This is a genomic window from Nakamurella alba, assembly GCF_009707545.1.
GTDB classification, from domain to species: Bacteria; Actinomycetota; Actinomycetes; order Mycobacteriales; family Nakamurellaceae; genus Nakamurella; species Nakamurella alba.
The window spans coordinates 532,907-547,859 of record NZ_WLYK01000005.1 but is presented as its reverse complement, the minus strand read 5'-3'; the positions used below and the strand labels follow the sequence as shown (position 1 = coordinate 547,859).

General features: G+C 68.7%; 7 protein-coding genes. All 7 read left to right on the top strand.

The features are described from left to right. Nucleotides 1–65: 65 nt before the first annotated feature. The gene (locus tag GIS00_RS14525; protein ID WP_154769115.1) at nt 66–3,107 is read left to right on the top strand and encodes a hypothetical protein; all 3,042 of its coding nucleotides are present in this window, start codon (nt 66–68) and stop codon (nt 3,105–3,107) included. A 77-nt stretch (nt 3,108–3,184) separates the two neighbouring features. Further along, on the top strand, nt 3,185–4,411 hold the full coding sequence (locus tag GIS00_RS14520; protein WP_154769114.1) for a hypothetical protein: 1,227 nt from the start codon (nt 3,185–3,187) through the stop codon (nt 4,409–4,411). A 297-nt stretch (nt 4,412–4,708) separates the two neighbouring features. Then, nucleotides 4,709–5,923 carry a hypothetical protein gene (locus GIS00_RS14515; protein WP_154769113.1) on the top strand — a complete coding sequence of 405 codons (1,215 nt, stop codon included), beginning with the start codon at nt 4,709–4,711 and terminating at the stop codon, nt 5,921–5,923. Nucleotides 5,924–6,087: 164 nt separating this feature from the next. After that, complete coding sequence (locus GIS00_RS14510; protein ID WP_154769112.1) at nt 6,088–7,332, top strand: hypothetical protein; 1,245 nt, start codon at nt 6,088–6,090, stop codon at nt 7,330–7,332. A gap of 63 nt (nt 7,333–7,395) precedes the next feature. Next, complete coding sequence (locus GIS00_RS14505) at nt 7,396–12,321, top strand: AAA domain-containing protein (protein ID WP_196073285.1); 4,926 nt, start codon at nt 7,396–7,398, stop codon at nt 12,319–12,321. Between the two features lie 775 nt (nt 12,322–13,096). Beyond that, nucleotides 13,097–14,443, top strand: a complete 1,347-nt coding sequence (locus GIS00_RS14500; protein ID WP_154769110.1) for a hypothetical protein — start codon at nt 13,097–13,099, stop codon at nt 14,441–14,443. A 184-nt stretch (nt 14,444–14,627) separates the two neighbouring features. After that, entirely contained in the window at nt 14,628–14,951 is a 324-nt protein-coding gene (locus GIS00_RS14495) for an OB-fold nucleic acid binding domain-containing protein (protein ID WP_154769109.1), read from the top strand. Nucleotides 14,952–14,953: the final 2 nt, after the last annotated feature.

The window sequence follows — 14,953 nt, the reverse complement described above, 5'->3', positions numbered from 1 at the left end:
GCGTAGCTGGGGGCTCCATGAATTCGCACCGTCGCATCCCGTCCTTCCGTGCCGGACGTGTCCTGTTGGCAGCACTGCTGCTGGCAGCAGGGCTGACTCCGGTCGCCGCCGCCGCCGCCGCCGCAGTTCCGCTGGTCGCCGCGCCGCCGACGACAGCCGCAGAGCAAGCGGGCAGTGCGGCTGCCGATCCAGTCACAGGCACCTTCTCGCCCGTGGACCCTGTGCGCCTTCTCGACACCCGTACCGGCAACGGTGCACCGAAGGCGAGGATCCGCCCTGGCGCCTCGATCACCGTCGCCTTCACCGGGCGCGGTGGGATCCCCGGCACCGATGTGCGGGCGGTGGCAGCGGCGCTGACCGTCGTCGGCCCGGGGAACACCGGCACCCTGTCAGTCGCGCCAGATGGCGACATCGACAAGAAGGCCGTGGTCATCAACTTCGCCGCCGGGAAGAGCATCACCGGGACGACCCTGCTCCCGATCGGTTTCGAGGGACAGGTCGTCCTGACCAACGTCAGCGCCGGCTACATCGACCTGGTTGCCGACGTGACCGGCTGGTACCACGCCGGCAACCAGTTCCTGGTCCCCGGGGCCTACGTCGCCGTCGATCCGGTCCGTCAGTTGGACACCCGCACCGGGAACGGCGCCCCGAAGGCCCGGCTGGCTGCGGGAGCCTCCATCGAAGTGGCCTTCACCCGCAGATCGGGGATTCCGTCGAACGGCGTCGGAACCGTCGTCTCGGCGCTCACCGTTGTCGGACCGGGCGCCAGCGGAACCTTGGCCGTCGCGCCGAAGGGCGCGCCCGGGAGAACCGCCGTCGTCATCAACTTCGCCGCACGCCAGAGCATCACCGCCACCGCCCTGATGCCGATGGGTGAGGGCGGCCGGGTCGTGCTGACCAACCGAAGTGGAGGACCCATCGACCTTGTTGCCGACACGACGGGCTGGTTCCGATCAGGAGCGCCGGAGGTCGCCGGCGGCTACGCATCCATCGATCCTGCACGGCTGCTGGACACCCGGACCGGGCAGGGTGCCAGCAAGGCGCGCGTGAGGGCGGGCGGCGCCATCACGGTGTCACTGACCGGTCGGTTCGGTGTCCCTGCGACCGGCGTGTCGACGGTGCTCGCGGCGCTGACCGTTGTCGCCCCCAGCCGCTCCGGCAGTCTGGCGGTCGCACCGGCCGGCTCCCCGGCGAAGCGGGCCACGGTCGTCAACTTCACTGCGGGACAGGGCATCACCAATTCGGTGCTCCTGCCGACGGGCGAGGGACGACGGATCACACTGACGAACAACAGCACCGGGCCGATCGACCTCGTCGCGGATGGCACCGGATTCGTGTTGGACACCGATCTCGCCCCTGCACCGAACTGGAACACCCCGATCACCGCCGGCGGAACGTCCGACTCGCTGTGGACCTTGTCGTGTCCCTCCGAAAACTTCTGCCTCGGCTCTGACCGAACCCGTGTGCAGCAGTTCGACGGCACCACATGGAAGGCCCAACTTCCGGTTGTCGAACGATCCGACATCACCTGCGTATCGTCGAGCTTCTGCGCTGCCATCACCGGCGGATCATCCGTAGCCGTGTGGAACGGAGCGTCGTGGTCGTCCCCGACCCAGTTGGTCAGTGCCGGCCGCTTTGTCCGCGAACTCGACTGCGCGAGTTCCACCATGTGCATGGCCGCCGCGGATGGGACGTACTACAAGTACGACGGCCTCACTTGGTCATCTGCAGGATCAATACTTTCCGACGGCCTCGTCGACCTCGAATGCCCGACGACCACCTGGTGCATGGCCATGCTCGGCACCGAGAGCGGAATGCAGCTCTGGAACGGCGTGGTCTGGTCGGCGCCGATCGCCACCGGATTTGCCGATTTCTCCAATGCAGACCTGGTATGCACGTCGCCGACGTTCTGCATGTTGACCGGGGTTGACTATGGCGATGGGTACAGCACCTTCGACGGGGCGACGTGGTCGGAAGTGGCCATCGTCGACAGCCAGAGTCGGTATTCGATCAGTGGCCTTTCCTGCTGGTCATCCACGGGCTGCCTGGTCGGAGGATCGCTCAACTTCGACTTCCGGTTCGACGGTTCGGAATGGGCGCCGATTCCCGCCCTGAACTACTTTGGCGCTGCCTCGTGTTTCGGACCTGCGCAATGCATGATGTCGTTCGGCGATAACACTGCGTTGTGGACCGATGGCGTTCTGGGCGAGCGGGTCGAGGCCCGCCACCCGGAGCCGGGCGCGTTCTCTTGCGCCGACGACGGCTGCATGGTCCTGGTGTCCGGGGGCAGCGTCAACGAGAACGGGGATGTATTTCCGATCGTCGATGACGATCAAGTGCCTGCGCCCGGTCCAGGTCTGATCAGCTGTTCAACGATGTCGGATTGCATTGCGGTCGGCATCCACACATGGATATTCGACGGTAGCGACTGGACAGAGACATCCAGCATGAACCCCGCGGACCGCCCCCATCTCTTGACCTGTGCGAATACGACCTTCTGCATGTCGATCGGCACCGGCAACCGCTGGTCGACCTACGACGGGACGAGTTGGACCAGCCATGGGGAGTTCCCGGCCGGCGGTCCGACCTCCGACTACGAAGTGACCGATGTGTCCTGCTCACGCCCGGACTTCTGCGTCGCAGTTGTTGACATCACCATTCCTGACGGCCGACCACGCTCGGGGACTGCTCTGACCTGGGACGGGACTGCATGGTCCGATCCCACGACCGTGTCGGTCGGCAGCGGGCTGACTCGGGTCGCATGCGTCGCCGGAGACACCTGCGTGGCCACCGGACTGGATTACAGCGACTGGAACGGCCATAGCTTCGTGGCCTACCTCGAGGACGGAGTGTGGACCGATCCTGTGCGACTCATACCGGAACGTGGCTCTTCCGCAGATCTCTCCTGCGCATCCGCGAACTTCTGTGTGTCCACGGACATCCGCGGCCGTGTGCTCACCTTCAACGGCGCTACGTGGAGTCCGGCGCCGGTCGACATGGGCACGCTCAGCGACTACGCGAACTATTTCCGGGTCTCGTGTTCCGCAGGCGGCCATTGCGGCGTCGTGAATCGCACGGACGGGAGTCTCTTCACCACTGTCGGCTGAACAGACCTCTGCGATGCCCTTACCCTGGACTGAACCGGACAGATCGGACCAGGGGTGTGGGCGTGAAGAAGTTCCGCATGACGGTCGCAGTGTGCGCGGCCTTGCTGACCCTCGCCGGATGTTCCTCGTCGGTGGCCGGCTCGCCGGCCCGGTCGAACGTGAGCGGGAGCGGCAGCACGGCGGGCGAGCCCGCGACCCCGATCGCACCCGACGTCTCCGGCTGGATCGGGAGCGTCGAGGGTGGGATGGCGATCACCGCGGTGGTCGCGGTGCACGAGGACGACGACGGGCTCGAGGCATTCCCGATGCTGCCCGACACCTTCGAGATCAAGCCGACAGACACCGTCGTCAGCGGGAACCGGCTGTTCGTCCCGGCCGACCTCTCCTCCGACGCCTGCTCGGGATGCGATTCCCCGCCGGGGATGTTCGTGCTGGACGCGGGCACCGGCGAACTGGTGGAGACCCACGTGCTGGCGGACTCCGGCGGGATCATCGACGTGATCAGGGCCGAGGACGGCCGGGTGTGGGCCCTGCTCTGGGGGACGGCCGACGGCATGAGCATCGCGGTGCTGGAGCCGACCGGCGAGCTGGTGGACACCGTCCCGATCGACGGGGTCGAGGCGACGTCGGATTCGTATTCGTACAACTACCTCGCCTCACGCGGCGCGGACGTGTTCCTGGCGCACGCCGTCGGGGACTCCTTCACCGGGCACGTCGACCTCCTGGCGTTCGACCAGGACCTGGCGACCACTCCGGTCGTCGAGCTCTGCGACGATCTGTCGAGGTGCGCCACCAACTGCACCAACATGCCGATCGACGATCAGGTCGCGGTCGAGATCCTCTGCCAGTACACCGGAATGGGGCTGTGGACCGTCGACGTCGAGACCAAGGATGTCAGCACCACCTACCCCGAGGACACGACCCCCGGCATCATCAGAGGGTCCTTCCCTGACGGCACGATGATGAGCCCGAAGAAGGATGCCTACGACCTGCTCGACCGTGACTTCACCGTCATCGGTGACGTGGCGGCGGTGCGGGTCGGCGACACCGACGGGTTCGACGCGGTGGCCGGAGCTGCGGCCTACACCACCGACGGCTCCCAGCTCGGGCTGTGGGACCGCACGGCCCCGGAGTTCACCACCATGATCGTGAAGAACAACTCCGCGGGGCTGAACCTCCGGCAGTGGGCCGAGCCTGTCCTCACCTCCACCGGCGTCTGGTGGGTCTCCCGATGGGGCATGTTCTTGCTGGAGCCGACGGCGACCACCACCCGCACCCCGATCGCGACCATCGACACTGCGTGACAAGGGCACCCGGGTCCTGACCAACGTCCGGGGGAACCGCCGGCCACGGCCGTGTCACATCTAGTCGGCCCCGCCCGCCGTGTCGATCAAGAGACATACCCTCCGGCCGGGATCCCGATCGGCGGGACCATGTCGCCGGGGGACCCATTGCCTTCGCACTTCCACGCACCAGGGTCGCCTCGCGCCCGGACCTCGGCCGGGCCACACTCCCGCAAGAGATTCCGCCGGGTCTGCGCAGTTGTCGCCACCTTGCTGGCGCTGACCGGTTGCGCACCGACGGTCGCCGAGGACAGGGCCGTGGCAGCCGAGAGCACCTCTGTCGGTCCAGCTCCCGCGTCCTCCATCACGACCGCCGGCGGATCATCATCGGCGGCGTCCGCATCCCCGGACCCCGCCGCGGGTGCCGCACCCGCTGACGGCCTGCCGGACCCGACGAGGTGGATCGACCAGATCCCCGGCGGCATGGCGATCACCGGAGCGATCGCGGTGCACGAGGGCGACCCCGGATTCGGGCGCGGGCCACAGTTGTGGGGCGCCGTCTCGATCAACCCGAAGCTGGCACTGACGAGCGGTCACTTCCTCTTCGTACCGGCGTCGTTGACACCCGAGTGCGGGGGATGCCCGGAGCGCCCCGCGGTCTTCCTCCTCGACTCCTTCACCGGGCAGCCGGTGGATCGATTCGTGCTCGCCGAGTCCGGCCGGATCGTCGATCTCGTCCGCACCTACAACGGCACCGTCTGGGGCCTGTTGCAGGGCACCGACGGCAGCACCCAGCTGTTCGGGCTCACCGATTGGGGCGGCGTCGCCATGTCGGCGCGGACCGTCGAGACGCGCAACCGGTCGATGGTGGTGACGAACTACCTCGCGACGGCGTACAACGACGTCTTCGTCGTCGACGTCTACCGCGCCCCGCACGACGACTACGTCACGCTCCTGAGGCACGACGGCCGCGGCACGACGACGCCGGTGATCGAACTCTGCGACCAACGGGTCTACTGCGGTCAGGACTGCACCAGCACCTGGAGCTTCGACAAGGTCCAGATCCTCTGCCAGATCAACCGGGTGCGATGGATGACCGTCGATCCGGCCACGCGCGCGCTGACCACCAAGATCGTCGAGCCGCCGGCCGGACCGGCGAAGGTCGCCATCACGACGATCGACGGCGACCATGTCGTGGCCGGTGCCACCGGTTTCCAGCTCTGGTCGCGTGAATTCCAGCCGGGCCGGACGGTGGCGGCGCCGCACCGGGGGCAGATCACCGGATGGGACACGGCCATGCACGCGGTCGCCTTCGCCACCGACTCCGGTGAGCTCGGGAACTGGGACGGCCGGAGCGACGCCACGATGGCCGTCACCGTGAGCAGGAACTCCGCCGGACTGCCGGCGCCCGCCGGCGCCGTCCCGGTGCTGGGCACGACCGGGGTGTGGTGGGTGTCGCCGACCGGGATCCTGCTGGTGGAGCCGCGGGCGTCCGCGGGCCGCCGGACGATCGCGACCATCGACGCGTCCTGACCTGCCCTTTCCAGGGCGAGCAAGCATCCCTAGACTCCGGCGAAACGGACTTTCCGGACCGGGGGTGCGCGGTGGCACGGACTCGATCGATGGTGACTGCCGCTGTGGCGGCGCTGGTCTTGAGTGGTTGCGCGGGTGCCGTCGCCGGCAGCGGAGTCCGGGCGGTGACCAGCTTCGCGGTGCCGGTCCCGACCAGCACCGCCTCCACCACTACCTCGCCCACAGCAACCGACCGGGTCACCACCACCGCGTCGGCATCCGGACAGGCCTCGGAACCAACGCGGACGACGGAGCCGCCAGGAGCGACGTCCGGACCGGTCCGGACCGCGGACTGGATGGCGCATATCGGCAGCGGCCTGGCGATCACGGCGGTGATCGCCGTGCACGACGACGACGATCTGCCCGGGTTTCCGACCCTGGAGCAGGCCATCCACATCAACGACGACGGTCCACCGGTGGTGGTCGGCGACCGGATGTTCGTGCCGGTGGAGATCGACCGCGACTTCTGCGATCCGGCCGACCAGTGCAGCGTGCCGCCCGGCGTCCTGGTCCTGGATGCACGAACCGGGGAATTGCTGCAGACCCACATCCTGGCTCCACAGGGCCGCGTCGAGTCCCTGGTGCGGACGGCCGACGGCCGGGTCTGGGGGTACCTGGTGGACACCCCGGACGGCTCGCAGGTGTTCGGCCTCGACCCGTCCGGCGCCGAACTGATCGGTCCGGAATCGATCGACGGCGAATCCATGTTCGCGAGCGGGGACTATCTGGTGGCCTCCGGGACGGGTGTGTATGCAGCATTGGTCGAGAGATCCGCCGAGGACAAGGGCGTCACACTTCGCCGCATCAACCCCGACCTGACCACATCCGAGGTCGGTCTGATCTGTGAGGACATCTTCAACTGCAACAACAACTGCTCCAGCTCACCGTACGTCGAGCAGTTGAGCATCCTCTGCCGCAGCGCCCCACCGCTCCGACTGCTCGTCGACGTCGACACCGGCACCACCGAGCGGATCGACCCGGCGGACCCACCGCGGAGCACCGAGGCCCTCTTTCCCGACGGCACCGTCTTCGCTCTGGCCGAGGACGGGTTCGAGGTGCTGGACGAGAACTTCGACGTGGTGGCTGACATCCCCGCGGCCTGGCTGGGCGAGCTCGGCAGATCGGGCACCGCTGACGGTTCGGCAGCCTTCGTGACGGACCAGTTCAGGCTCGGGCTGTGGCAGGACGGTGACCGGGCGTTCACCGTCTTCGACCTGTCCACGAACTCGGCCGGACTCCGAATGCTTCCGGCCTCCGTCCCAACCATGACCGACCACGGGGTGTGGCTGGTCCACAACAGCAAGATGTTCTTCTTCGAACCCACCGCAACCGCCACCGGCACCCCGATCGCCACCATCGACGCGCCCTGAAGCGTGACACCCGGACCTGGCATGATCGGGGACTCCGGGAGCGAGCAGGGAGGTGGCGCAGGCGTGTCGGTACCCCCTGAGCCGGCCACCCCCACGGTGAACGCGCAGGTCCTGAACCTGATCGAGTTCCTGGCCGCGTACGACGCGCAGCGCAACCCGGCCGTCCGGGACATCGCGGAGACCGGCATGTACCGACTGCTGTCGGCGAATGTGCCGAAGCACCCGGCGGTCAGGGTCCGGCCCAGCGAGGACGTGTGGCTGCGGGTCGACTTCCTGGACCTGCCCGCCGAGCCGATCGTTCCGGCCGACCTGATCGATCTGCTGGTGGAGGGCGGCCGGCTGGAGGCGGACGAGCCACCGGAGCTGGTCAGCCCGCCGACCTTCGTCCCGCCGGATGCGCTGACACCGGAGGAGCAGGCCACCGCCCGCGCGGAGAACGCGGCGGCCTGGGAGCGCGACCTCGAGCCGGCGCGGCAGTGGATCGAGACGGTGTGGCAGCCGTGGGCGGCCGACTACCGGTCGGTGCGCAAGGTGAAGAAGCTGCACCGCGACCTGTTCGAGCAGCGGGACCGGCTCACCACCGATCGCGAATCCGTCGAGCTGGTCTGGGGTTTCGGCCGGCTGCGCTGGTCGGTGGCGGGCGGGATCGTCGACCACCCGCTGATCACCGTGCCGGTGGAGATCGACCTGCAGACCGACGACCAGCAGATCGTGGTCCGGCCGACCGGCGCACCGTCGGTGGAGAGCCGGTACCTGCACGGGCTGCCGCAGCACGACGCCACCGGCTACAACGCGGTCCGGCACTCGGTCACTGCGGAGAACCCGGATCCCTGGGACGCAACGACTCTCGCCGAGCTGGTGCAGGACCTGGTGCGCGCCGTCGACGACGAGGGCGTGGTCGCCGCCACCGCCCCGCGCCGGTCGGCCAGCGCCGTCGCCGACACCAGCTGGGTGCTGCACGCCCGCCGCCGGCCGCCGAACGCGCAGGCCTTCCTCGACGCGATGCGCGACCTGTACACCGCGCACCCGGACGCCATCCCGGCCCCGCTGCGGGCTGTGATGACCTCCGAGATCGAGACGGTCACCACCCACGAGGCGGACGAGCGGCTGCTGCTGCCGCTGGCCACCAACGAGGAGCAGCGGCGCATCATCCGGCTGGTGCAGCGGCACCCCGGCGTCACCGTGCAGGGCCCGCCCGGCACCGGGAAGTCGCACACGATCGCCAATCTCATCTCCCACTACGTCGCCTACGGCCGGCGGGTACTGGTGGTGGCCGAGAAGGAGCAGGCGCTGCAGGTCCTGGCCGAGAAGGTGCCGGAAGACATCCGCGACCTCACCGTCTCCGTGCTCGGCGCCGACGAGGTGGGCCGCCGCCGGCTGGAGACCTCCATCCAGCAGATCCAGGCCGGTGTCGGCCGGGTCGACCGGGTGGACGCCGACCAGCGGATCCTGCAGCTGGACACACGTCTCGACGAACTGGAGCGAGAACTCACCGCGTTGGACACCCAATTGCTGGATGCCCGGGCCGCCGAGGTGAAGACCCTCGACGGCACGTTGACGCCCGGCGCGGCGGCGGCGTGGGTCGCCGACCACGAGACCCGGCTGGTGCACATCCCCGACGTGCTCGCCGTCGATGCCCCACTTCCGTTGACAGCAGCGGAGTTCGGCGAGTTCTGCACGTTGGCGGCCGAGGTCGGGTCCGCCCGCGCCGACCAGGCCGGCTACACCCTGCCGGCCCTGGACCAGTTGCCGGACGCCGCCGAGTTCGCCGAACTGCTGGATCGCCGCGCGACGGTGGCAGCCGCGGTCGAGGGCGCGTCGCTGGCTGATGTGGACCGGGTACGCCAGGCCGGCACCGGCACGCTGATCGCACTGGCGGCGGACCTGCGCAGCGAGGCCGAGTGGCGCACCGCGCTGAACGGCCAGTGGATCGACCAGGTGCACCGGCGGCTGGATGACCCGCTGCAGCGGCAGGAGTGGGAGCGGCTGCACCACGACCTGGGCCGGCTGCGCACCGAGGCGATGGCGCTGCGGTCCGGGCTGATCACCCACCGGGTGTCGGTCGCGGCCGGGGTGACCGTCGCCGATCTGGAGGATGCGCGGCAGAAGATGGCCGGCGGCGGCAAGCTCGGCATGTTCGCCCGCGACGCGAAACGTGCTGTCGCGCAGTGCGATGTCGACGGTCATCAACCGGCCACCGCCGACGAGGTGGCGCTGTGCATCGCGCAGCTGCAGCTGCAGGACCACCGCCGCGACCTGTACACGCGGTGGGCGAACCAGGCCCAACCGCTCGGCGCTGCGGCGCTGTCGCAGACGCCGGAGGAGGACGTCCGATTCGCGCTGGACGAGCTGGGCGGGGTGCTCGGCGCATCGCCCCGGCTCGCGGCCCTGGCCGAAAGGGCCGTCGCCGCCGGGCTGCCGGCACCGACTGCGGCTTCACTGACCGACGTAGCCGTCACGGCCGAGACCGCCGCGGGTGTCCTGGATCTCGATTCGATCGATGCCCGACTGGACGCTGTCGGTGAGTACCTGCGCTCCGATGTCGCCGACGCCTCCCCGCTGTGGCGGCACCTCGCCGACGCACTGACCGACCGCGACCGTGTCGCCTGGAGCGAGAACGTCCAGGCCGTCGACACTCTCGTCGACATCGCCCCCGCAGCGCTGCAACTGCGGCTGCTGCGGGAGCGGTTGAAGGCGGCAGCGCCGCTGTGGACGTCGGAGATCCTGCAGGATCCGGCACGCGGCGGGAAGGCGGAGGAGTTCGAGGACACCTGGCGCTGGCGCCGACTGGACTGCTGGGTCGCCTCGGTCACTGCGCTGCCCTCCCCCGGCGCGCTGCAGCACCGGATCGACGACCTGACCGGTGAGCGCGGCCGCACGGTGGTCGAGTTGGTCGGTGAACGGGCCTGGCGGCGGCTGGTCGATGCGATCGGAACGCCGGAGCGGCAGGCACTCTCGGCGTACCTGAAGGCGGTGAACCGGTTCGGCAAGACCGGTGGCCGGTTCGCCGCGCGCTGGCTGGAGGAGATGCGGCAGGCGCTGGACGAGTCGAAGACCGCGGTGCCGGTGTGGATCATGCCGACGGCGCGGGCGCTGACCAGCTTCCGGCCGACGGTAGAGCCGCCGTTCGACGTGATCGTGATCGACGAGGCCTCGCAGATCAACTTCTCCGCGCTGCCGCTGCTGTCGCTGGCGAAGGCGGCGATCGTGGTCGGCGACGACAAGCAGACCAGCCCGGAGAACGTCGGCCTGGACCGGCAGCGGGTGTTCGACCTGATGGACGACTACCTGACCGGGATCCCGAAGTACCGCACGCTCTTCGACCCGGACAACAGCCTCTACGACCTGGCGGCGCAGAAGTTCCCGGACGTGGTGATGCTGACCGAGCACTTCCGCTGCCTGCCCGAGATCATCGGCTACTCCAACACTGTCGCCTACGACGGCCGGGTCATTCCGCTGCGCGACAAGGCGCCGCACCCGGGCTGGACGCCGCTGGGCGTGATCACCGTCGACGGCGGCCGCCGGGTCGGCGACGTGAATGCGGACGAGGCGACGGTGGTGGCTGACCTGATCGCCGAGCTGTGCGCGGACCCGGCCTACGAGGGCATGACCTTCGGTGTGGTGTCGCTGCTGGGCACGGCGCAGTCGAAGCTGATCAACGACATGCTCTACGACCGACTGGATCTCGAGACGCTGCAGGCACGTCGGATCCGCTGCGGGGAGCCGGCGAACTTCCAGGGCGACGAGCGGGACGTGATGGTGCTGTCCACCGTGGTGGACCCGTCCGGCCGGATCGGCGCGATGACCAGCGCACGGGACCTGCGCCGGATCAACGTCGCCGCGTCGCGGGCGCGCAGCCAGCTGTGGGTGGTCACCTCGGTGACGCCGGAGGACCTGCCGCGCGGCGACTTCCGGGCGCAGTTGATCGCCTACTGCTCCGAGCCGGCCGCGCCGCGGGCGATCGGTGAGGGGCTGCGGGAGCGGTGCGAGTCGGAGCTGGAGCGCAAGGTGCTGGAGCACGTGCGCAGCGCCGGGTTCGTGGACGTCGACGTGCAGCGGCAGGTGGGGCGGCACAAGATCGACCTGGTGGTGAACGGCCCGGACGGCCGGCTGGCGATCGAGTCGGACGCGGACCGCTGGCGCGGCGCGGAGGCGTGGCGGCAGGAGCAGAGCCGGGTGCAGGTGCTGGAGCGGTCCGGGTGGTCGTTCGAGCGGGTGCGGGCCTCGTCGTACTACCGCGATCCCGACGCCACCATGGAGCCGATCTTCGACCGCCTGGCGCTGCTCGGCATCCATCCCGATGCCGGCGTCGAGCCGCCGCCGCGCACCACGCTGCGCACGGTGATCGTCGATTCCCTCGCCCCCACAACGGATCTCGATCTACCGGGTGCCGTCGAGGATGACGAGGACGAGGTGGTGGAGGTGCCGGCCGATGCCGTGCACACCCCGCTGGGGACGTACGTGGAGTGGGTGCCGCGGGAGCTGCCGCCGGTGTCCCAGGGCAACCGCAAGCAGATCCTGCCCGGGATCCTGGACATCGTCGGCGTCGAGGGCCCGATCCTGGCGGGGCGGCTGTACCGGCTGTATGCGAAGGCTGCCGGCCAGAACCGGACCGGCGCCGCGATCAAGCGAGTGCTCGCCGACGTCGTGAAGCACGCCCTGCGCGACGGCACCCTCGCCCGCATCGACGACCGCTCCACCCCCGAGGAGATCACCCTCTATCTCCCCGAGACCGAACCTGTCCTCGTCCGCGACCGCGGCCCCCGCGACCTCACCGACATCCCGCGCTCCGAGGTCCGGGCGCTGATGGACCTGCTGGAGCTCGGCGCCGAGCTCGACGAGGACGGGCGGCGAGCCGTGCTCGGGGAGTACGGGATCACCCGGCTGACCGGGAAGGCGCGGGCGTACCTGGATCGGAGCGCCGCGCCCCACCGTGGGGCGGCCGTCGGAAATGATCATGATCGGTCGAGCAGCCTTCGCGGGGAATGACGTCGTGCGCCCGAGCGAACACTTTCCGTGGAGGTTCTTGCCGATCATGAAGTAGTGTCGCTCGCATTGAAGCGGTTCATTCTCGGCGCCCGGTCGGGGGATTTGCAGAAGCTACAACACTGTTTCCAAGCGGGACTTTGCCGTGGTCCTGCTGGTCACCGCTCCGTCGTGTCACAGTGCCCACTCGAACGGCCCACATCGGCATCAAAATCCTTCGTCCGGACCAGATTTCCTCTACGGATGACGCACAGATCGGACACCCGCAGGCGCTGACCTCGTGTTAGGTTCCTGCTGCTCAGAACGTGCTGAGTTCACCTGAAGGAGGGCAGGCGAGTGGTATCGGACAGCTGTGGTGCCACCCGTACGCCTTGCAGGGACTGCGCCCGGTCGACTACTCCGCGTCCAGCCAACGGCGCGGCCATCACCCTCCCGCCGGCGCACGTCGCAGGTCGGCCCGGACCCCATCACCAGCGAGGTGGTCGCGCGGCATAGGGGGAAACCGCTCGCGCCGGATCGATATCCGGCAACGGAGGCTCGCGTCGGGGTCGCGACCATCCGCATCCAATTGCACCTTGTGATCAGCTCCTGCGCACCTGCGCCGAGGAGTGGATGACGGCCGCCTTTTCGCTGCCTTTTCGTGCCGCTCGGAAGAATTCCAAGATCCGCCAGATCGTTGCCATTCCGAGACGTCCAGCAGTTGCATTTCGTTGCATTTCCGGCCCTATTGTCACTGCCCAGTCGGATCCACTCCGGGTCCCTCACCGAGGACAACCACATGAGACGAAAGCTCGTACCTGCCGCGGCCGTCATGGTCGCGATGCTCGCCGTCACCGCGTGTTCCGCCGAGTCCGCCGCGCCTGCCGCTACCGCTTCGACCTCCGCCGCGGCGTCGACCGCGTCCGCCTCCGCGGGCACGTCCGCTTCCGCAGCGACGTCGGCCTCCGCAGCGACGTCGGCCTCCGGGGCGACGTCCTCGACCTCGGCGGCCACCACCGCGCCCACGTCCGACAGCCCGACCGCCTCGGCGACGCAATCCGGCGGCGGGGCCGGTGCGACCACCGAGCCGGCCGAGGTCGCCGAGGCGCAGTCACCGTCCGAGGTGCCCGAGATCCCCGCAGCCACACCGATTGCCGACACCTTGACGCTGAAGATGGTGATCGTCGACGACGAGGTCACCGTCAACGTCAACGGCACCGAGGTGGGCAAGCAGGGCATCCTGCGGAACAACCAGCCGCCGGTCGAGCTGGACCTGACCGACAAGCTGGTCAAGGGCACGAACACCGTGTCGGTGAGCGCGATCAACGGCGCCGGCTCCGGCTCGTTCGATGCGAGCCTGCTGGCCGACGGCAAGGAGATCAAGCGCTGGCGGGTGTACGGCGACTCATCGGTGCACAACGCACCGTTCCTGACCGACAGCTTCTCCTTCGACTTCACCGGTACCCCGGAGACCACCCCGCCGGCGCCGGCCGAGAGCTGCCTGCCGCAGGGCTGGTCGAAGTGCATGGTGCTGGACGCGCCGAAGATCACCATCGTCGCCTCCGAGGGCGTCAGTCAGTCCGCGATGGACAACGTCTCGGTGATCTACGCCGACATGACCAGCCGCTTCACCGACGCCTTCCCGGCGAACAAGATGGACGGCTACACGGTCTACATGACCAACGGTGAGCCGTGGGCCGACCTCAGTGGCCTGTCCCCGATCGGCACCATGTGGCCGGGCACGGTCGAGAACGGCATCCCGAAGGGCGACGACCTGCGCGGCGGGACCAGCATGGACTACCTCTGGATCGACGAGCAGATGATCTGCAAGACCGGCATCAAGACCCGCAACGACGCCTTCGCCGCCGGCCTGCGCTCCGAGGGTGATGACTCCGTCCGCACCTTCGATCAGGTGATCCACGAGTTCACCCACGCGATCATGTACCGCTACGGCCTCGAGGCCCAACTCAAGCAGGTCTACGCCGACAGCTGGAACACGCCGGACCATGTGGAGGAGTTCCCCTGGAACGTGCAGAACAAGTTCGGGTCGCCGGCCCAGGATTACTACTCCGACGCCCAGAACGCCTTCGTGGACACGATCTTCAAGTCCTACACGACCTACAGCTGCGACAACTACACCCCCTGATCGCCTGATCCACTGCGACCACGGGCCCACGTCTGACCTCGGGGTCCTGCCTGCCACCCCGCTCCGGTTCGCGCCGGTGCGGGGTGGTGTCGTACGTGCGGTGGCCGGTGTGGGCGTGCACGTACCGAGCACTGTCGGTCCCCCGATGTTTCCTGATGGGGTCCCGACGATCACAGGAGGTCCGATGGCAGCACCGCCACTGCCCATGTCCGTTCCCCAACTGCTCGACGAACCTGATCTGGCCCACAACCTGTACGTCGTCGTGAGGGGACAGGTCGATCGCGTTCAGATGCGACAGAATTCGCGAGGAGAGCGGTGGTGCGCGGCGGTCATCCGTGATCACTCCCGCACCATCGACATCAACACGTTCCCACACTCTTTCGCCCGGCTGCCGTTCCTGGCAGGAGTCGGGGACGAGGTGCAGGTCATCGGTCATCTGCTCGACAACGGAACACGCTTCGTCATGGTCCAGAGCTGGCGGATCGTGCACGGCACACTGGCCGATTGACC

Excerpts from the sequence above, each read along its gene's own strand:
- GIS00_RS14500 (WP_154769110.1), top strand. The coding sequence starts at position 13,097 with ATGAGACGAAAGCTCGTACCTGCCGCGGCCGTCATGGTCGCGATGCTC.
- GIS00_RS14520 (WP_154769114.1), top strand. The coding sequence starts at position 3,185 with ATGACGGTCGCAGTGTGCGCGGCCTTGCTGACCCTCGCCGGATGTTCC.
- GIS00_RS14495 (WP_154769109.1), top strand. The coding sequence starts at position 14,628 with ATGGCAGCACCGCCACTGCCCATGTCCGTTCCCCAACTGCTCGACGAA.